Source organism: Exiguobacterium sp. s163, from assembly GCF_018617135.1.
GTDB classification, from domain to species: Bacteria; Bacillota; Bacilli; order Exiguobacteriales; family Exiguobacteriaceae; genus Exiguobacterium; species Exiguobacterium profundum.
In genome coordinates this window covers 132,926-150,772 of record NZ_JACSJN010000003.1, presented here as the reverse complement: position 1 = coordinate 150,772, position 17,847 = coordinate 132,926, and the positions used below count along the sequence as shown (strand labels likewise).

Here is a 17,847-nt window from a genome sequence, read left to right as displayed (position 1 = left end):
TGTCAGGCAGAGGATTCATAAGGTCGAATCATGGGCAGAGTTTGAGGTTCTCAAGTAAACCTCATCGGAATAGGATTTATCATGGACACCTACGTTGTCGGGTGAATCATGAATCAGCGTCGTGATGCCAAGGAAGCGAACTCTATTCGCTTCGAAGTATCCGTCTGAAAGTATTTGAATATCTGTCATCCCTTCATTTATTGTTTCTTTCAACACGATTTCTCCACCAGAGGATTCCGCACTCAAGAACCCATGTATAGAAGAATCGAAAATCGATACTTTTCCCTTGAAAAGATGATGGTTCCCATCTAATCCGACAATATGACTTTCATCGATACGAACATCCCCATGAGAAAAAGCGTTTGCCAGATGCGAGTCTTTGATGTTCAGACACTCACTTGCATCAATGACCCCGCTTACCATGACCTCTTCACCATGGAGCTCAAGGAGGGCATCAATGGTGCCTGCCGCAGACCATTTAACTAACTTTGCGTGTACATAAATGTCTCCTCTTAAGAGGAGCTTGTTTTTGTCGAAAGGAACCCAAGTCCCTTTTGTGTCAGGCATTATCATAAATTCATTTACATTCGCATCGACACGTTCAAATCGATGCGACCCGTTTAAGCGTATGTTACCTCTGAAATGTGAGAAGTCAGAAACGATACAGTCATCTGACACCCAAACACCTCTCCCTATCGTGCTAGACCCTTTGATGGTGGCATTTCCGCAAGAAATACCGCCTTCATATATCCAAGAGTCATCTTCTTGTTCCAAATTTGACACATGCTCGACCCATCCACCCAAGTCGCCTTCCTTCACACCGAACACCGGAATGTCCTTCGTCGCCACGATTTGATGGAATGTTCTATCAGAAGATGCCTCCTTGAAGAAATGGTTCATAGGGATGGTGTTCCCAGAAAGTTTGAATTTCATAGTTCTGTCCTCCTCATTCGCAGGATATCCTCACTTTGAGTGTAATCGTTCAACGGGTCTTTTGCGAATATAATCACATGGGGTGCCTATCATATAAGTAAACGGAAAAATAGAGGAGTGATGAGGGATGGCATTTGCAATCGACACAAATGAAAAGGTCTATACGAATAAAGAAGGTTGGAGTCGCCACATCTTCAAAAACGAGTTCTACCAAGATAACAGCGGTTCCGTCATCTATGTCATGAATTTCGCACAGAGTGAAACAGGGGAGACGTTGGTTGTCTACCATGAAGTCGATGACATCCTATCGGTACATGCAGAGCCCTTGCAAACATTTGCCGAATTTACGATTCACGAGTCTTTCCGATTTAAACGAATTGCTAGTCTGAAAGGAAGAGCGATACTGACCGACGTCATCTCGGCATCAGAAGAATCGGTATGACTGTTCTATTGAGTGTTTCCTCATGCAATCCAATCAAAAGTAAAAAAAAGATAGTGCTGATTCCACAATAAATCAGCACTATCTTTTTTATGGAGTTATTATTCGGCACAAAGCACCTCTTCTTGGATGTCGGAGAACAAAACTTCATCTTGATTCACAACAATTGTTTCTGAAACATTGAACGATACAAGCCCATGTGGTTGCAAAAATTCATCTGTGATGTTGGAGATGGCATCTCCCCAATTGAAATCTCCACAAGCATATATCACGCACTTTTTCCCCTCATCACTCATAAGAAAATCTTTTACTGCATCTCGTAGAGCAACTTCTGGTTCAGTTATCGAATCTTTTACCAAAAACGTATCGACAACATGCGAGTTGTCAGATTTCCGCTCCCGAACAAGGTTCACCAATCTCATATAAATACCTCCTAAATTGAGTATGCCAAGATTAAAATACTATATATACTATGCAGTTTGTAATTGAACCATAATAAAGAACTTGTCCATTCACCTTCGAATTTAAAAATGACAACATTCGACAATTTATTATTCCCAATGATGCGTTAAAATGGAAAAGGGTGTGTAAAGCCGTATCAAGAACCGTGAAGGAGATGTATAAGAAAATGAGAAAAAAAGAGGTTCTAAATGCATTGATGGAGCAAGGAATGATACGAGTCCCCACGCTGAACAGGGGCGAATACTATGAATTGAACAATATACCTTCAGATTGCGTAAAGCTCATCAATCCTGAAATCTATATACACAAAGGAAACAACGATGGCATAAATTATTCTAAAGGATTTCTTTCAGAGATGATTCATTTTATTCCGGAGTTAAAGCAATCCGGGGAAATTTCGGAACGACTATTTTCAGTATTAGAGTCACTGTTGTTGGCGCTTGACCGACTGATATTCCCCTCAGAGAGAGAACAGCAAGCAAGTGAAACGTTGAAGGAGGAATTAGACTCTATCTTCTCTGAATTTTTGAGAATTGAAAAAGCACATGCGTTCCTGGATACAAGAAAACGTAGCACTCATATCAAAAGAACGATTGTCGCTGACACTGTGAGCAACTCGGTGCGGATTGAGCGTGACCCTGCTGTTGACGATGAGATTGAGAGTGTCACCCTTTTTAGGGGTAAAATGTCCTCGAAAGAACATATCGAACAACTAGGGTATGTTTGGATGAACAGTTATAACGACAATACGAAAGAGTCCGAAAGAGACCTGACCGTCCTACATGTCAATCATCTGATGCGATGGTTCTTTGAATCAGCATCATGGAGAGCGGGTGTGCTGTCACCTTTCGACGAATTAAGCATATTCATCAAGCTAGGCACGGTGTATAGGGCATGAGGAGAGATTTTCTCCTTTTGCTCTATTTTTTAACAACAATATAAATAGAATATAGGATGTTGAAGAAATTAGGAGTATGCCATTACAAGAATCAAAGGAGGAATCGTCATGATTCAAAAACTTTGGAAGAGAATGACTCATAAACACAATTACATTCTGACTATTTAAAGCGTTCAAAAGGATGATTGAGATGAAGATACTTGCATAAGATGAAGAGTCAATAAAAACAGGGATGACAGTGTCATCGATATCTTGAGGAGGAATCAGATATGGAAAAGCAAACAGTTGAACAAATCCTAAAATTCACAGGAGAGTTCTTTATGGAGTCTCACGCATTGACTGCCGCCAAGGTACACTTTGATGAGTTCAGAAAGACCCTCACATTTAGTGAATATGATATGTATGGAGACACAACCAACTTCCAAGTCATCGACCCGGAAGGACATGATATCATCTTGGACATTCCTATCCAAGAGGAAATGGATATCATCATTGAACTAAGTCAGATTTTCGAGAGCGTTGGATATGATAAGGCAACATTCATTGAAACGATTCAAGAGAAATATAAGGAACAGAATCAGATTTAATCATGAGAGAGGCTGTGAAGCCTCTTTTTTGTATATAAAAACAAAATTATTTTGACTATTTTATAATTGGTGTTATGATATATAGTGTAGTCAAAATTGTTTGACTCGAAAAGATAAGATTTTGGTTATATATATCGAAAGTTGCACATATAGTGTGAATACCGAAAACTTATTCTACCGAAGAATCATAGTCGCTCACAGCAATTTCACTTCAAATATAATTGGTATATTGAATCGAATGCGGCTAGAAATGATTCGTAATGATAATGACGAAGAGCAGTCACTTACAGCAAACATCTACACTTTCAACTAATCGATGAAAAAGTTACATGTGGCTAGAAAACCTTCGTACAAAAAACCATGTCTGGCAAGTCGCCTTCAGCAACTCTCAACTTTCACCGTCAAATGAAAAACTTGAGTGCGGCTAGACGCTAGATATGGTTTTTTGTTATCTGAAGACTTAATGAATGAAAAGAATATATTTTTCCGTATAAGACAAAACAAGGGAGCGTGATATGATGTTACAACACTTAAAAGATGTATCTAATCAATCGAAGACTACGAATGGAGACCATGCTTATGGTTCGACTTTGAATTCTGTCCTAGACCTTTTTGGAAGAGGGGGCGCATTGAGACATGACGAATGCGAATTCATTCGCTTGTTGGACAAGGCGTATGCGGATACGCCTGACTTGGCGCTCAAGACGCTTTTCTACCTTCGGGACATCCGTGGTGGACAGGGGGAACGTGATGTGTTTCGAGCGGGACTCCTGCATTTGGCAAATGTAAAAGGGGAAAAAATGGGACATCTCATTCCGATGGTACCGGTATACGGTCGATTCGATGATTTGTTCGTATTGTTCGATACTCCCTTAGAAAAAGGCATGGTGGACTTTGTCTTGAAACAATTGCAGGATGATTTAGATGGTATGAATTCGAATGAACCGGTTTCACTCTTGGCGAAGTGGATGCCGTCTGAGAATGCAAGTTCTAAGGCGACTCGCAAGCTTGCAAAACGTTTCGTCAAGGCATTCGAATTTCATCCTTCAGAGTACCGCAAGATGCTCGTCCTGTTGCGCAATCACATCGACATCGTTGAGACCAAACTTTCAAATGGGTCGATATCGGAAATTGACTATGAGAAAACGCCATCAAAAGCTCATCAGCAGTATCGTGCAAGCTTTATGCGTCGTGACGGGGTGCGATATAGCGAATATTTGGAAGCCGTTGAGGATGGGCGTAAAAAGATGTCTGCAAGCACGCTCTATCCTTACGATGTCGTACATCGTGCAGGTCATGAAAATTCTAGAACACTCGACGCTTTATGGAACAACCTACCGGACTTCACTGGAGGAAAGCAAGATAACTCCTTGGTCGTGGTGGACGTTTCAGGCTCTATGGGCGGGTTTGAACCCAATTCACCGCTCAACGTCGCCATCGGTTTAGGTCTATATATTTCAGAGCGTAACACCGGTCACTTTCAGAATCATTTTCTGACGTTTTCAGAGATTCCTGAATTGGTTGAAGTGAAAGGAACGAGCATTTCGAACAAGATTCAAAATATGAGGCGGGCAAATTGGGATATGACGACGAACCTTGAGGCGACCTTTGATTTGATACTGAACACCGCTATCAAGACTGATTTGCCACAAGAGCAGATGATTCGACGCCTTATCCTCGTGTCAGACATGCAATTCAATCAGTCCGTTCGGAATGGAAACGTTCGTGTCATCGACTCCTGTAAAAAGGCGTTCGAGTCGGCAGGATATCCTTTCCCAGAGGTCATCTTCTGGAATGTGGCAGGTCATTCAACAGTCCCAGTGACGAAGAATGAGCAAGGAGTTGCTCTTGTGAGCGGTGCCTCACCTTCCACTCTGAAAGCCATTTTAGCATCTAAAGATTTATCGCCAGAGAGATTGATGTTAGATGTATTGCTCTCAGAGCGATATGACAATATTACAGCATAAAAAAGGAGAGGTATCCTCTCCTTTTTTTATTTACCTTCAATAGATTTATAAAGTAAACATTATTATTTTCGGACACCGGAATGAATAGGATAGGTTGTTACATGTTTAAGGTGTAGTGGCTACTACTATTTATTTCAGGAGGAATGAAAATGAATTCAATGCGAGAGACAAAAGAGCAGAAAAGACGTAAACATGACAAGTGGGCATATGGTCTAATGGCGTTTTTGACGAGTGTTCTGATTGTATTGACGACAAGTGTCTTTGCCAGTGAAGTGGGTGAGGTAAAGAACGGAGAAAAAGAAGTCCATATTTTGAATAATGACGAGGTAGAGTCTAGCGATACAAAGACTCTCAATGTTCAGGAGAATACATCGAAGTCTACTATGGAGAAGGTTGACAGTGTAAATTCAGACTTACATGGTGAAACAATCGATAATGATGACGAAACTTTGGAGGATTCATCAGAATTTCGATATAAGAAAGAGATACCGATGCCGTTAGCTCATCAAGAATACCTGTTTGAATTGACCGAAAAGTATGGGCTTGATTATCTCAAGACCCTAGCAGTCATTCAGCACGAAAGCGTATTTGACCCTAACGCTACGAATGAGACGAATGATTTTGGATATTTTCAAGTGAATCAAATCAATCACGCTCAGCTTTCAGATGAATTGGATACTCCGAACGCACCCTTAGACCCTTACGTGAACATGGAGTGGGGAACGTATATGTTGAAGCAACTATATGAGCGATGGGGGTCTGAAGGATATAGCGGAGAAATCTTAGACCATGCTGTGTGGAGTAGTTATAATCGGGGGAATGCAGGATTTATGAAGAACGGTTTTGCAGTGGAATACATCGAAAAAATGAAGAGTTCTATTCTAGAGATAGAAAGACTTATGTAAAAAAAGCCCTGAAAACAGGGCTTTTTTTATGGAAATTAATATTGATTTAACGTTATGATATGCTGACGCAAATCCTCCCTAGACAACGTCATGCGATATAAGACTTCCCTCGTCATGGCTTCTATCGAATCGAACATATCGGAATAGATGAATACGAACCCATCGACAATCCTTGTATGCCCATTTAGTGCCTGGTTCAACCGAACGTAAGAGATATCAAGCTCGTCCGATGCTTCTTTCGCAGAATTGAAGGCATCGATGTAACGTCCGCTCTTATCGAATTGTGCTATTTTCTTTCCTTTTCTGCCGGCGTATCTCTTTCTCTTCGCCTTCAATCTATCAAGTGCCGCATCTTCAGCATCTTCAAAACTGTCATAATCATTTTTTAGCAAGAGGACGCCCTCTGCGAATGATTTGCTCTTACCTTCGCAAAGGTTTCGAACCGTCGTCAAGCTGAGACCCAATCGATGAAATACCTCCTGTGGGTTTTTAAATTCTTCTATAAATTCGCCATAAGAATCGAAATAAAGGATATTGGCGAGCTTCTTTCGCCCTGGTTTTGAGTCTTTCATCTTTTTAGGTGAGGCGAAGTCCATCACTTTACGTTGAACATCGACATCCTGTTTCGATGATTTCCTTCCTTTATGCGTCCGATAGGCATCTAGACGATTCTGCAATATGATAGCTTTTCTCTCATCGGATTCTTCAAAGAAGCGTAAGAAAATGAATCCTCCAGAAGTATGTTGTTTGCCGTTTATGACTAAAGATATTGAAGATTGAGTGAGACCGTTTACTTGTGCCGCACTGGTCACCGACGAGTAAGAATCGATGAATTTCCCTTCTAAATCGTATTGCTCTATGGAAGAACCTTTCAATTTATGCTTATAACCAGATGAACTATGTAATTTTTCCATACGTTTGGCGATAATTTCTGCTATTTTCTTTGGTGATATCGTGTAATCATATTGCATAAATACAAAATTCTTCACATTTTTCTTTTCACCGCTCACACAACGAGTTATGTCCTCGACATCAATACCTGTCTGTTCCGAAGCAATGTCTATATCAGGATAAACAGCCATAAGCCTCGCATCGGTTGTATACTGTGCGATTGATTTCTTTAAATATTCGAGTTTTTCACTCCGTGTTTCTTCCACTTTAAAATCCCCTTTTAATTTACACTATATAACAATTATAAAACTTTTATTTAAAGTCTGTCAAAAAGAATATATATTAAGATTTTACATAAAAACAATCACAAATATGGAATATTTATTCAAATGCAATACTAGTATATATGAATCAAGAAATAAAAGTGAGGTGAAAAGTATGAATATGAAGAAAATTTTTGCAGGCGTTGGTGTTTCTGCGATGGCATTGGGTCTAGGAGCAGGTCTCGTTCCAGTTCAGGAAGCACAAGCGGGTCCGATTGTGTTGAAGAGTGACCCGCTCCCGAAAAACAGCACGATTCGTGATGACAGCTACCAGAATCTCACTATCATCGTAGACGATGATTAAAATGTAAAAAAGCTCGGATAGAGCTTTTTTGTTTTTTCGGAAGTTAATGTTAAGAGCAATCGAAACATAGCAATGACAAATTTTGACTATAGTCAAAATAATAGTTAATATATACATATAAAACTTGAAACTGGATTATCTGTCGATTAGATTTCAGATGACGTCTATTGAAGGGGAGTGATGATGGATGAATAAGTTGAAGAAGGTTTTGTGGCTTCTAAAAGTGCTGATGGTAATAGGAAAGATGTATCTCACATTGCTAAAATGGCGTGAAATGAAGGCTATTAATCGAAAGAAAAAAGAGACTCAATGAGTCTCTTTTTTTGATTCTTACGGATTTATTCTTTGACCATTGTCTCCCGCAAGTCTGATGTGCTATCAATCGCATCAATCAAGACCATTTTGTTTCCAAATTGGACATAGTCGTAGTAGACACCGTCAACCATCAATGTGTCGCCGGTGTTGACAGGGCGGAGATAACTCGTTCCTTTTTCAATGAACCCATCTATCTTCAATTCCTGGGTCTCAGGGTCAAATTGATAGATTTTTCGGTCTTCCAGAGCCGTGACTTTCTGTTCCTTGATTTCATCTTTATCTGTCAATGGGACGAGTCTTTCGTCACCGAGATAAGCCTCATCATCATTTTGAACCGTGAAGGTGCATCCGGTCATAATTGAAGCAAGAGCGGTCATTCCCAAAGCAAGTGCAATCTTTTTCATAGCTATCACAACCTTTTCTATAATATCAATCATTCTATTTTGTTTTCAGAAAAAATATAAGAGGACGTTGTTTGATATAAGCGACGATGAATAGGATGAATAAAACAACAAGGGATGAGGTGGAAGCAGATGACATTTGAGTTGATTAGAATACAGAAAGAGTTGACCGTACTGTTCGGGATAGGTCATGAGACGAGCATAGGGGAGTACTGGGAAGCTCAATCAGAATCGGAAGGTATCGCATATCATTCCTCAAACATGCTTGTTCGGAAAATGACACGTTATATTGAGGAGCACTCTTCATTAAAAAGGATAATAGAGTTACCAAACAAACCAGATACTTTGAATGAACACAATTTAAAGCACTGGATGAGAAGACTCGAAATTGTCGAGAGGATTTGGAACACCCTATTGACACTAGAGGATATTCTTTACGACAGTAAGGTTTCGAATCTTGAGAAGAATCCTTCCCACTTGTTTATCTTTCCCTGTAGAGAGTCAGTCAATTGCGACTCTCTAAGTGAGCGTATTCATTGTTGGTTAGATGGGGCTATGAAACATGGCGAACAGATTGCTCCGACAATTTTAAATGATTCCTCTTCTACATTCATCTATTTTGAACTCAAAAAGACAGGCGAGGAAGGAGCGATACCCGAAACGTACTTCCTCATGATTCATGATGTGTTAGAGCTAGAAAAAGTCATCTATGAACGCTATTTAAAATTCCTGAAATTATGGATGAAAAAAAGTCTTTTCTCACTAAGGAAAGAAAAGAAAGTGGACAATCTTTTTAAAGAGCATGACCTGAAAGCTCTCTATGATAGGAAAACCAATTTTTCTAGTCTCCAACTAAGTGATTGGATGGACAGAGTAGGTAAAAGTATCCCGCCGGAATCCTTAATGGAATGGTAAGGGAACCATCATGAATCAGATTAAAGCTAGTTCTATTTTTATTTTCCTTGGCGGCGGCATAACATAGATAAAGCTTGAACAATAGGGTTGGAAACAATAGTTGAGGAGGAGCAGACATGAAAACAATTCAGGTAAGAGATGGTTATGGAAAGGTATATCAAACATTGAAGAATCCTGCAGTGTTATTTGATAAGGACAGCGGGGTTTTGCACAAGATTGGAGAGGCGCATCACATAGCGATGGCACATGAAGAGTATGCCGCTAAATATCGAGAACACGGTCATCATGGTATGGCGAACGACCTGACTTACTTGGAACTTCCTCTTGACCAAGAGTTAGTAGACAATATCTTCCAAAAGACAGGGTATCTAAGAAGCATGATGGAAGAACAATTGAAGAACTATTGAAACGAAAAAGACTCCATTCGGAGTCCTTTTTTGTTTTATAATTCATCCTTATATAAGCCCAACTTTTCTTCCAACTCATCATAAGGCATACCTGGAACAGAGAGATTGCTGAATTGTAGGGATTTTGGTGTTTCCATGCAATGCACTCCGCTTGCCTGTAGTGCTTCTTTAAAAATCGGAGTCTTATCTTTAGCACGATTCAATGCGTCAAGATAATGACTTTCTTTCGTCTGTAACCTTTTAATCATCCCTTCATTGTAATCGACATTTTTTTGAGCATCTTCAAATGACTTTGTCACATATGACAGGTCTCTTTTGACAAGCTTCTTCAATATTTTGATTACTTTTTTAGCTTCTTTTCTCGATTTTTTATTTGAAGAACTGAGTTTTGGGAACAATTCACAATCGTGTAGCTCCCCGGGTCGTTGCAAAGCAGTTTCCCACATATCACGCTCTTGAATTTCACCAGGAAGTTTATTGATGGCGCTTGAAAGAAAATGTCTGACCATTCCCAATTCATTTTCATAGATGTCGGAAACAAGCACGACTTTGGCATTCTTATATTGATGCATGCCCACGACCTGCTTATTAATATAGAAAAAGATGACACCTGGATAATACTCCAGTTCAATATTTTTAGTGCGCAAATCTTGCTCGATATATTTGTAATAGGCTTCTAGGACAAACTCTTCGAAGCTTTGAGTGTTAAGAAGGAAATAACGCTTATACTCCATTTCATCAGCACTGCTAAATTTCTTCAAACATCCTAGTAGGTCATTGTAATTCTTTTGACTAAGAACTTCATTCAATTCTACTTTGAATCTTCGGATGTCCTGAATCATTGTCTCTTGCAAAGACTCGAATAACGTCTCGACTTGGTTCATCGCAACCCCTCCTTATGAATATTTTTTTGACTATAGTCAAAATTAGTATACCATTCGAAAATCACTAGGGTCAAGATACATGAGTCTTTCAAACTCACTCAAATTCAACTCTAGATAATCATACATCCATCCATTCTTTCCGAGATATGCGTCCTTCAATAAAAAATAACGTTTCGACTCCGGCTCGACTTTGCGAACAATCCAATGCTCCGACGTCTCTTCTACATCAGGAACTGCCAACTGCAATGATGCGGGGGGCAATACATCCTTATCCTCCACATAAAACTCGTACTGAATAAACGGCACCCCATAATGTGTATCATCCTGACTCTTATGACAAACCATGATGACACTGCCTTCTTCTACATGTCCCTCAGGCTCGAACAACTCTGCAGTATAAGGATTGGCAAGCAAACAACATTCAAGTGATGGTGCTGTGCATACCCGTGGTGTAACATTATCCTCATTCAAAGCCCGTGTTATTGGAATTCTTGGGGTGAAAACATCAATCGTTTCATTTACCACAAAAGAGACGTGGAACAGCCTTTTCATATATACTCCTCCTTGAGATAGCATGAAGCTTGCACCTTATTAATCTTACATATACCTATGCTATTCAATGGAGTCTCAATAAATAAAGAAGAGCCCCTACACTGATAGGGGCTCCTCTCATGTCAAAGCGGCTGAATATCGTCGAATGCGATTCCAGACTTCTTTAATTGTTGTTCGAGATACAGATAGGCATCTTTTTCGTCAAATCCCCGTGACTCAAAGGTTTTTTCCTGATTGTCACGAGTATGGACGATGAATCTAAATAATGTCATGTTCAAATGTGCTCCTTTCCTGTCGATATGTATGGTTTCTTCCTGAAGTGGTTTCCATGTAATTGTTCATTACAGCGAGGGCATCCCAAATTGATTCCAACATGAGAAATATTGTATTTAAAAATAATACTATTGTCAATATTATTTTGTTTAATTAAGGTATAATCATGTGATGTTTGAATCAAATGATATGTGATGTGTTCAGATAAGAGACAAGTGAATAGATTAAATACAGATATTAAAAAACAGTGGTGTTCGAGGGTGCAAGACTTAAACCGACACATTATTAAAAGGAGAGAAATCTATGGGCTATGTATATCGATTTTTGGATAAGGATTTTAATGTTATCTATGTAGGAAGAACATTGAATATCAAGTCGAGGATGAACTCGCATTTTGGTTCTGGAGGGCATTTGCCTTCGAGTGTATACCAAAAGGTAGTTAGGATTGATTATATGGAGACAAAGACACAAGGTGATATGAAGATTAAAGAACTTTACTATATCAGCAAATATCAGCCGAAGTACAATACAGTGGATAAAGGAACGGTATCGATTCAGTTGGATGAATTGCAGGATGTGTGGGTGAGTTTCAAGAAGGACGATGTTGTCAAAGAAATGCTCGACACTGAGGAGCTGATAAAGTCGGGAAAGGAAAAAAATCGACTTCTCTCTAAAAAGAACCGAAAGTTACTTATGGACAATGAACGAATGAGCAGGGAGAAGAGCAAGTTGAAATCAACAATCGAAGCGGTTCGAAGTGAAAAGGATAAACTAACTAGACAAATCGCCCGATTAGAGAGAAAATTCGAAGTACAAGCACAAGAACTGAGCAAACAACAAATCGGGAAGCTAGAAGAACAACGAGTCGTCGAAGAGATGGGAGAACAATTAGAAAAGCTCAGCATTCTCAAGAACAAGAAACAGAAACGGAAACAGCTTGAGAAAACCATCAAATCTGCAGGTGTAGCCGGGGCGACATATGTCGGCTATGAAAAGATGAAGCGACTTGTACGAAAACATCCTGAAATGCTGATGTTGCGTATTGTAGATGGGAATATCGAATCAACTATTCGAGCGATGGGGAATGAGATTGTCGCTATTGATGAATTACACAAGGGAGAGGGGAAGAGCGTGGTCATGGAATCACCGAACAAAGAGCGTGAACAATACTGCCCAGTGACGAACGAACATCAATTCATCTCATACTTCAGAATTGGAACATGTGAACAATGGTTGCCTATCTTGACGAGCAAACCTTATAGAAAACCAGTGCTAGTCACAGTGTGAGTCATTAAAAGAGCTAAATGCTCTTTTTTTTTAATTTATCGAATAGGCTCAAACACTTAAATTTTGACTATAGTCAAAATTGGTTGTAATATCATTTTGTACTCAATCAATAAGGTTGCTCTATAAACCTCATTGAAGAGAAAATGAAAAGACGTATGATTTTTAAGGGGGATTTTACTATGACAACAAATATTAAAATGGCATCTATCGGGATGTATCATCCAGAGAATAAACGAGGTAATGACTTCTACCTCAAGCACTTTGAAGAGCAAGGGCGAGACATTTCTGGTTTGTTACAGGCTTTGAACAAAAAGGAACGCCACATTGCAGGAGAGGGCGAGACAACGCTCACGATGGGCATCGAAGCCGCAAAACGTGCTATAGAGAAAGCAAACATTTCCGTGAAGGACATTGATATGATTGTGTTCTCGACACAAGTGCCGGAATATATCATTCCGACGAATGCCATGCTCGTCCATGAGGCATTGGGGTGTGAGAGTCATGTCGCTGTACTCGATAGCAATGCGAACTGCGCAGGTATGACCATGGCTGTCGAACAGGCATCACGATACATGATGTCCAACCCTTACGTTCAGCGGACGTTGGTCATTGGTTCAGACCATATGACAGCCATCGCAAACCCGAACCAAGAAATCACCTATGCGAACCAAGGAGATGCCGCTGTTGCGGTCATCTTAGAAAAGACAGAAGAAGAGACAGGGTTCATCGATGCGCTCGTACACACCTATTCGGCGAATACGGATAAAATCATTTATCCGAAAGAGGGACTTTCGAAGCAGGGTGTTGGCGGATACATCGATTTCATTCCGTTTGACTCAAGTTTCGGGACACCCATCATCTTCAATCTGATGGAGACGCTGTTCGAGCGGAATGCTTTGTCCCCTCAAAACATGGCAGGCTACTTCTTGTCTCAGTTCGCCTATGGTGACACATTGAAGATTCAAAAACATTTCGGACTATCCGATGAACAAATGAACTTTGTGGGACACCGATTTGGATATACAGGTACCACGAGTCCGTTCCTGGCGTTGCATGAAGCCATCGAGGAAGGACGCATCAATCGGGGAGACTATTTGATGTTCTGGACGGTCGGTGCAGGTCATCAATTTATTGCTATGTTGTTCAAATATTGAAAATAAAAAATCCCCCAAAAAGGGGATTTAGTAGTCTTCTATGATTTTTAACAATAAAGGTTCCATATTATTGAGGATTTTAGACACATTGTCTTGCGTCAAGCTTTTTTCATCATAGTAAGCGTAGACACTAAAAGTGTCTTTACTATTCGCAATTGAAAATGTGAGAGGGATATTTGGGTCTTTTACTTTTTGCAAAAATTTGTCTAGATTCTCGTAAATCACTTCTTGCTTGTCGTAAAAGGTTTTCGAATTTGAAATGCTGTATTCACGAAACGCCACATTTAAACCGAGCGAGGTTTTCTTGACGTGACGCAAGATTCGAAACAGCTCATATTCCACTTTAATCGGGTGTGTGAGTTTGGTGTAGTTTAAATTCAATCGGGTTTTCCGCAATCGCTCGTTTGAAAATTGTGTGAGGACATATACTGCGAAATGTTTTTCGTTCTTAGTTTCTAAAACCAATTGAATCTCATGTCTTTCATGTGCGATAGATGCAATGACAGTACCATTCGAGTGGTAATTAGCGAACATTTCAGCAGTACCGTCCATGATAAAGCCACTAACAAAGTCATACGTGTGCAAATTCTATTCACCTCTTAAAATCCAATAATAGTTCCATCCGGATTGTGCTCTGCGTACATTTCAGGAGTTCCTTCAATGATGTAGTTGTTAATGAATCTGTACTGATGCAAGTTCATTCACCTCTTAGATAGAGTAAGGTTTCTTTTAGAGTTTATCAACTGCACATATAAAATTAATCAATAGATGAGTTCAAAATGTCATTGATTTTTTTATTCAATCCAGGTAGAGATAGAGCGAGTATTCTTCTAACTGTAGGTATTCTCTGATGATAAATATAGAGATTGAAGAATTCTCCGATGAAGGAGTGCGAAATTTCAAATTCGATTTGGTCGTTAGTCTCTTCAATAATTGCCATGATTACTCCTTTGAGTATGTTTTCTTCCCGTTTCTTGACTAGGGATAGCGATTGTTCCACACGGGCACCTAAAATTTTGACACCGTATGCGAGCTCAACATCAATATTGTCACGTAACGCACTGTATAAAATGTATTCGAGTTCATGTGGATGTGGAGACTGAGAATACTGTTGCTTAAGCGTCACCTCTGTCCAACGACCGTCTGTCTCCTTATGTCGCAAATGCAATACGAATTGATTGTTCCAATAGTGGTCAAGGACATAATGAACCTCGTAGTCTTTATAAGAAAGAGAAGCCACAGAAGTGCCGTCTTTATATGATACAGATATATAATCGTTGACTGTACCGTCATGAATATACCCATCAATGATTTCAAATGTGTGCAAAATGTCTCACCCCCTATGATAAGAGTACTCCGATTTATGAAAATAGTCAATTTAATTTTACTAATACATGATAAAGATTCTATAGGTGAAAGGAATGATAAGCATATGAAGTATATAAAGAATAAGGAGAAACACCGAATGACCGAAAAAGACCACAAATCCAGTCAAGGAAAGATACTGATTGTTACGGAAGAAGGGGCTGTTAGAAAATATGTCTATCAGCAAGATGGTGAGAAGTATATTTTTACGCCAATCCATGTAACCGAGACACATAAAGGGGATATGCCCCTTCTAGATGCCTTGTTTCATAAAAAACAGGATAGAGACCCCATCGAACGTCTGCTAATTCCCGCCATTCCTCAGCTGTTGGGTAATACCGATTATTTTTCAACTGATGATGAGATTCAATGGACGAGAAATGAACTAGCCAGAATCTATGCCGAGAAGACGTCAAAAAGCAAAGGTGAAGAGATTCATTTCTATTTATGAGAGAAGGGATATCCCCTTCTTTTTTGACTATTTTGTAAATTAAAAGTATATTATAAACAAAATATACTAAAGGGGTGATTTGATGTCACATCTTCAAGAGCAGTTTAAACGTCAGGAGAAAATACTGGCACTTGAAGTTCAAAATGGAATTTCCATGATGGAAGAAGCCATCCGCACACAGAACTTTCAACAGATGAGGGAAGCGACGCTTTATATCTCACAAAAAGGAAAAGGGATTTTTCGAGATGAGGTAAACGTTGCGAAACGAGAGTTCATGGAAAAATTGAGCGGGAGTTTGAAGAATGATGGATTTGAAATGGAAGACAACGGGGACTCATGGACATTCTCATTGCAAAAGGTTCCAGTATTAAAGGTTGTCAAAGGACATTTTCTCGTATTCGACCGTTTAGGGAAGAATGATGAGTCTATGGAGGCATATGAGAGACGAGTAAAAGGATTGGAGAAGACCATCACATACGAAGAAATGATGATAAACCTCTCTACGAAGCTATTAGAAAATCCATTCTATCTACTAAGCAGAGAGTTTCGAAAACTCGAAAAGTCTTACTCTTCATTTAATAGAGCGACGGTGTTGACGCTCATAAAAGGGACAATGTTGATGCTTACGGCGAATGGCAGACAAAACCTTCGAGACAAACGTGAAACGAGATTAAAAAATATCGAGGGGCTTCGTGAAACGCTCAACAACCTCTATGAGAAGCGTGAGGACATGCTAGAGCGGGAGAAGAATTGGGAGAATGTGCGTGCTATCGCTCCAAAGATGTTGGAGAAGTATCACCTCGTCTTCAATTGACAATTAAACTTCTAAGGAGTTGGCAAAATGAATCCATTAGCAATGCTAAATGTAATCGAACGCTTACGAGATAATGTCACGAAAACAGTCGATAAGAACAAAGAACATCTAGGAGACTTAAAATACCTCGAAGCCTACTTTCCTTTGGTTTGGAAACAGGAAGGAAAGATTACGATGAAATGGCTTGAATACGGGATTGTACAAGATGCGGAATTCAAGGTAATCGTACAAAATGAAGATGTGGATACACCATCGATTGATTTCCTGAAGGTAAAATTCCGGGAACGATATGCAGAATTCGAGTTCCCAACCTATCAGATGTATACAAACTTTGAGAGAAATTCTGGATATTCATTAGCTGAATATGAGAAAGCAGTTCTTTTCTTTTCATCTCATCTCTATCGCTATGCACGCAAACATGCATATCCCATGATTCGAATCATCGCTCACGAGAGTCTGAGCGATAGGGTGATTGAGGTTCTATCCAACCAGGACATCACTTCAATCCCGTATTCAGAAAGGAATGGGTCATCCGTGATAGCGTGTAAAAATGGCGACATGATTGAGAACCGGTTAGATTCTGGAATCGTTCAAATGGCGGATTCCCTGTTCGAGCATAGATATCGATTCGAGTTCAACGGTATCAGATTGGGAACACCTTCTAGTCACACTCAACTCAGGATTTCTGACAAGGAAGGTCTAGAGGTCAAAGTATACGCTTCAGTGGGAAACCATTTAAAAAAGTACACGAAAGATATTTCGGCAACAAAAGCGTTTAGGGATGTGAGATTTATCCTTTCTGACCAACATGACTTGCAAGAAGAAGAGTGGCGAGTCATCTTATTGCTCTCATTCGAGCAACTATGGGAGCCGAAGGAGAATATTCACTCCTTAAGTACGCATCTGCAGGAACTCGTCAAAAATCGACTTGCCCGGACTTGGGACATCCGACCTTCTTCTATTCTTAACGAAGAGGTCAAAGCATTTCTGCTGAGTGGGGAATGGCAAGAAGAGGATAACTATAGAGAAAAGCTCATCGGTTTCCTTTATAGTCTTGAAGTCGTCGATGTCAACTCCGATTTGGTCTTGATGTTCTATGATGGAAGATTGAATGGATTGAAGAATGAAGCATTTTTCATCTTTAAAAAGAGAGAAGGTTATCTTTTCGATTTAGAATATCGTTCGGTATTCAACACAATAGAGGATGCAAAGCAGGAAATGAACAGAGTAAACCACCTTGCAATCGAAAAGCTAAACAAAGTCGCTCAATGAGCGGCTTTTTTTTATGGAGATGGATTCGACACACGTCACAGAATTGTC

The 17,847-nt window shown here is 39.7% G+C and carries 22 protein-coding genes; 13 read left to right on the top strand and 9 right to left on the bottom strand.

What is annotated here, in order from left to right; all coding sequences use genetic code 11:
* Positions 1 to 15: 15 nt before the first annotated feature.
* Entirely contained in the window at positions 16 to 933 is a 918-nt protein-coding gene (locus tag KNO71_RS09600) for a hypothetical protein (RefSeq protein WP_214688285.1), read from the bottom strand.
* Positions 934 to 1,060: 127 nt separating this feature from the next.
* Between KNO71_RS09600 and KNO71_RS09595 the strand changes: the two genes are divergently transcribed.
* Positions 1,061 to 1,375, top strand: coding sequence for a DUF1653 domain-containing protein (locus KNO71_RS09595; RefSeq protein WP_214688283.1), 315 nt, complete (start codon positions 1,061 to 1,063; stop codon positions 1,373 to 1,375).
* 98 nt (positions 1,376 to 1,473) lie between these two features.
* Here KNO71_RS09595 and KNO71_RS09590 read toward each other — a convergent pair whose 3' ends face one another.
* A complete protein-coding gene (locus tag KNO71_RS09590; protein WP_214688281.1) occupies positions 1,474 to 1,794 on the bottom strand; it encodes a hypothetical protein in 321 nt (106 codons plus the stop codon).
* A gap of 206 nt (positions 1,795 to 2,000) precedes the next feature.
* Here KNO71_RS09590 and KNO71_RS09585 point away from each other — a divergent pair, with 206 nt between their 5' ends.
* The 4 genes from KNO71_RS09585 (at position 2,001) to KNO71_RS09570 (ending at position 6,191) form a co-directional block, all read left to right on the top strand.
* Positions 2,001 to 2,732 carry a hypothetical protein gene (locus tag KNO71_RS09585; RefSeq protein WP_214688279.1) on the top strand — a complete coding sequence of 244 codons (732 nt, stop codon included), beginning with the start codon at positions 2,001 to 2,003 and terminating at the stop codon, positions 2,730 to 2,732.
* A 269-nt stretch (positions 2,733 to 3,001) separates the two neighbouring features.
* Complete coding sequence (locus KNO71_RS09580) at positions 3,002 to 3,319, top strand: hypothetical protein (RefSeq protein WP_214688278.1); 318 nt, start codon at positions 3,002 to 3,004, stop codon at positions 3,317 to 3,319.
* 518 nt (positions 3,320 to 3,837) lie between these two features.
* A complete protein-coding gene (locus tag KNO71_RS09575; RefSeq protein WP_214688276.1) occupies positions 3,838 to 5,286 on the top strand; it encodes a DUF2828 family protein in 1,449 nt (482 codons plus the stop codon).
* 149 nt (positions 5,287 to 5,435) lie between these two features.
* Positions 5,436 to 6,191, top strand: a complete 756-nt coding sequence (locus KNO71_RS09570) for a transglycosylase SLT domain-containing protein (RefSeq protein WP_214688274.1) — start codon at positions 5,436 to 5,438, stop codon at positions 6,189 to 6,191.
* A 35-nt stretch (positions 6,192 to 6,226) separates the two neighbouring features.
* Here KNO71_RS09570 and KNO71_RS09565 read toward each other — a convergent pair whose 3' ends face one another.
* Complete coding sequence (locus KNO71_RS09565; RefSeq protein ID WP_214688272.1) at positions 6,227 to 7,348, bottom strand: NUMOD1 domain-containing DNA-binding protein; 1,122 nt, start codon at positions 7,346 to 7,348, stop codon at positions 6,227 to 6,229.
* Between the two features lie 172 nt (positions 7,349 to 7,520).
* Here KNO71_RS09565 and KNO71_RS09560 point away from each other — a divergent pair, with 172 nt between their 5' ends.
* Positions 7,521 to 7,709 carry a hypothetical protein gene (locus tag KNO71_RS09560; protein WP_214688270.1) on the top strand — a complete coding sequence of 63 codons (189 nt, stop codon included), beginning with the start codon at positions 7,521 to 7,523 and terminating at the stop codon, positions 7,707 to 7,709.
* Positions 7,710 to 8,047: 338 nt separating this feature from the next.
* Here KNO71_RS09560 and KNO71_RS09555 read toward each other — a convergent pair whose 3' ends face one another.
* A complete protein-coding gene (locus tag KNO71_RS09555; RefSeq protein ID WP_214688268.1) occupies positions 8,048 to 8,428 on the bottom strand; it encodes a hypothetical protein in 381 nt (126 codons plus the stop codon).
* A 129-nt stretch (positions 8,429 to 8,557) separates the two neighbouring features.
* On the opposite strand from KNO71_RS09555, the gene KNO71_RS09550 reads away from it, so the two are divergent.
* Positions 8,558 to 9,340: a hypothetical protein gene (locus KNO71_RS09550; RefSeq protein ID WP_214688266.1), complete on the top strand. Its 783-nt coding sequence runs from the start codon at positions 8,558 to 8,560 to the stop codon at positions 9,338 to 9,340.
* 116 nt (positions 9,341 to 9,456) lie between these two features.
* Positions 9,457 to 9,747 (top strand): hypothetical protein, encoded by a 291-nt coding sequence (locus KNO71_RS09545; protein ID WP_214688264.1) that lies wholly within the window; start codon positions 9,457 to 9,459, stop codon positions 9,745 to 9,747.
* A 35-nt stretch (positions 9,748 to 9,782) separates the two neighbouring features.
* On the opposite strand, the gene KNO71_RS09540 is transcribed toward KNO71_RS09545, so the two are convergent.
* The 3 genes from KNO71_RS09540 to KNO71_RS09530 form a co-directional block, all read right to left on the bottom strand.
* Positions 9,783 to 10,631 carry a hypothetical protein gene (locus tag KNO71_RS09540; protein ID WP_214688262.1) on the bottom strand — a complete coding sequence of 283 codons (849 nt, stop codon included), beginning with the start codon at positions 10,629 to 10,631 and terminating at the stop codon, positions 9,783 to 9,785.
* A gap of 42 nt (positions 10,632 to 10,673) precedes the next feature.
* Positions 10,674 to 11,183 (bottom strand): hypothetical protein, encoded by a 510-nt coding sequence (locus KNO71_RS09535; protein WP_214688260.1) that lies wholly within the window; start codon positions 11,181 to 11,183, stop codon positions 10,674 to 10,676.
* A 122-nt stretch (positions 11,184 to 11,305) separates the two neighbouring features.
* A complete protein-coding gene (locus tag KNO71_RS09530; protein ID WP_214688258.1) occupies positions 11,306 to 11,455 on the bottom strand; it encodes a hypothetical protein in 150 nt (49 codons plus the stop codon).
* A gap of 304 nt (positions 11,456 to 11,759) precedes the next feature.
* On the opposite strand from KNO71_RS09530, the gene KNO71_RS09525 reads away from it, so the two are divergent.
* Positions 11,760 to 12,743 carry a nucleotide excision repair endonuclease gene (locus tag KNO71_RS09525; RefSeq protein ID WP_214688256.1) on the top strand — a complete coding sequence of 328 codons (984 nt, stop codon included), beginning with the start codon at positions 11,760 to 11,762 and terminating at the stop codon, positions 12,741 to 12,743.
* A 179-nt stretch (positions 12,744 to 12,922) separates the two neighbouring features.
* Positions 12,923 to 13,897, top strand: coding sequence for a ketoacyl-ACP synthase III (locus tag KNO71_RS09520; protein WP_214688255.1), 975 nt, complete (start codon positions 12,923 to 12,925; stop codon positions 13,895 to 13,897).
* A 27-nt stretch (positions 13,898 to 13,924) separates the two neighbouring features.
* Here the strand turns inward: KNO71_RS09520 and KNO71_RS09515 are convergent, their stop codons facing one another.
* Entirely contained in the window at positions 13,925 to 14,482 is a 558-nt protein-coding gene (locus KNO71_RS09515; protein ID WP_214688254.1) for a hypothetical protein, read from the bottom strand.
* Between the two features lie 172 nt (positions 14,483 to 14,654).
* Positions 14,655 to 15,224 carry a hypothetical protein gene (locus tag KNO71_RS09510; protein WP_214688253.1) on the bottom strand — a complete coding sequence of 190 codons (570 nt, stop codon included), beginning with the start codon at positions 15,222 to 15,224 and terminating at the stop codon, positions 14,655 to 14,657.
* A gap of 138 nt (positions 15,225 to 15,362) precedes the next feature.
* On the opposite strand from KNO71_RS09510, the gene KNO71_RS09505 reads away from it, so the two are divergent.
* The 3 genes from KNO71_RS09505 to KNO71_RS09495 all read left to right on the top strand — a co-directional run bounded on the left by KNO71_RS09505 (position 15,363) and on the right by KNO71_RS09495 (position 17,799).
* Positions 15,363 to 15,713 carry a hypothetical protein gene (locus tag KNO71_RS09505; protein ID WP_214688252.1) on the top strand — a complete coding sequence of 117 codons (351 nt, stop codon included), beginning with the start codon at positions 15,363 to 15,365 and terminating at the stop codon, positions 15,711 to 15,713.
* Positions 15,714 to 15,795: 82 nt separating this feature from the next.
* Positions 15,796 to 16,527 (top strand): hypothetical protein, encoded by a 732-nt coding sequence (locus KNO71_RS09500; protein ID WP_214688251.1) that lies wholly within the window; start codon positions 15,796 to 15,798, stop codon positions 16,525 to 16,527.
* Positions 16,528 to 16,554: 27 nt separating this feature from the next.
* Positions 16,555 to 17,799, top strand: coding sequence for a hypothetical protein (locus KNO71_RS09495; protein WP_214688250.1), 1,245 nt, complete (start codon positions 16,555 to 16,557; stop codon positions 17,797 to 17,799).
* The last annotated feature ends 48 nt before the right edge of the window (positions 17,800 to 17,847 follow it).

What these genes read in the sequence shown, in the direction of transcription:
- KNO71_RS09545 (WP_214688264.1), top strand. Translation starts at nt 9,457, where the DNA reads ATGAAAACAATTCAGGTAAGAGATGGTTATGGAAAGGTATATCAAACA.
- KNO71_RS09595 (WP_214688283.1), top strand. Translation starts at nt 1,061, where the DNA reads ATGGCATTTGCAATCGACACAAATGAAAAGGTCTATACGAATAAAGAA.
- KNO71_RS09575 (WP_214688276.1), top strand. Translation starts at nt 3,838, where the DNA reads ATGTTACAACACTTAAAAGATGTATCTAATCAATCGAAGACTACGAAT.
- KNO71_RS09585 (WP_214688279.1), top strand. Translation starts at nt 2,001, where the DNA reads ATGAGAAAAAAAGAGGTTCTAAATGCATTGATGGAGCAAGGAATGATA.
- KNO71_RS09540 (WP_214688262.1), bottom strand. Translation starts at nt 10,631, where the DNA reads ATGAACCAAGTCGAGACGTTATTCGAGTCTTTGCAAGAGACAATGATT.
- KNO71_RS09590 (WP_214688281.1), bottom strand. Translation starts at nt 1,794, where the DNA reads ATGAGATTGGTGAACCTTGTTCGGGAGCGGAAATCTGACAACTCGCAT.
- KNO71_RS09500 (WP_214688251.1), top strand. Translation starts at nt 15,796, where the DNA reads ATGTCACATCTTCAAGAGCAGTTTAAACGTCAGGAGAAAATACTGGCA.
- KNO71_RS09550 (WP_214688266.1), top strand. Translation starts at nt 8,558, where the DNA reads ATGACATTTGAGTTGATTAGAATACAGAAAGAGTTGACCGTACTGTTC.
- KNO71_RS09580 (WP_214688278.1), top strand. Translation starts at nt 3,002, where the DNA reads ATGGAAAAGCAAACAGTTGAACAAATCCTAAAATTCACAGGAGAGTTC.
- KNO71_RS09535 (WP_214688260.1), bottom strand. Translation starts at nt 11,183, where the DNA reads ATGAAAAGGCTGTTCCACGTCTCTTTTGTGGTAAATGAAACGATTGAT.
- KNO71_RS09495 (WP_214688250.1), top strand. Translation starts at nt 16,555, where the DNA reads ATGAATCCATTAGCAATGCTAAATGTAATCGAACGCTTACGAGATAAT.
- KNO71_RS09560 (WP_214688270.1), top strand. Translation starts at nt 7,521, where the DNA reads ATGAATATGAAGAAAATTTTTGCAGGCGTTGGTGTTTCTGCGATGGCA.
- KNO71_RS09530 (WP_214688258.1), bottom strand. Translation starts at nt 11,455, where the DNA reads ATGACATTATTTAGATTCATCGTCCATACTCGTGACAATCAGGAAAAA.
- KNO71_RS09570 (WP_214688274.1), top strand. Translation starts at nt 5,436, where the DNA reads ATGAATTCAATGCGAGAGACAAAAGAGCAGAAAAGACGTAAACATGAC.
- KNO71_RS09505 (WP_214688252.1), top strand. Translation starts at nt 15,363, where the DNA reads ATGACCGAAAAAGACCACAAATCCAGTCAAGGAAAGATACTGATTGTT.
- KNO71_RS09525 (WP_214688256.1), top strand. Translation starts at nt 11,760, where the DNA reads ATGGGCTATGTATATCGATTTTTGGATAAGGATTTTAATGTTATCTAT.
- KNO71_RS09600 (WP_214688285.1), bottom strand. Translation starts at nt 933, where the DNA reads ATGAAATTCAAACTTTCTGGGAACACCATCCCTATGAACCATTTCTTC.
- KNO71_RS09520 (WP_214688255.1), top strand. Translation starts at nt 12,923, where the DNA reads ATGACAACAAATATTAAAATGGCATCTATCGGGATGTATCATCCAGAG.
- KNO71_RS09555 (WP_214688268.1), bottom strand. Translation starts at nt 8,428, where the DNA reads ATGAAAAAGATTGCACTTGCTTTGGGAATGACCGCTCTTGCTTCAATT.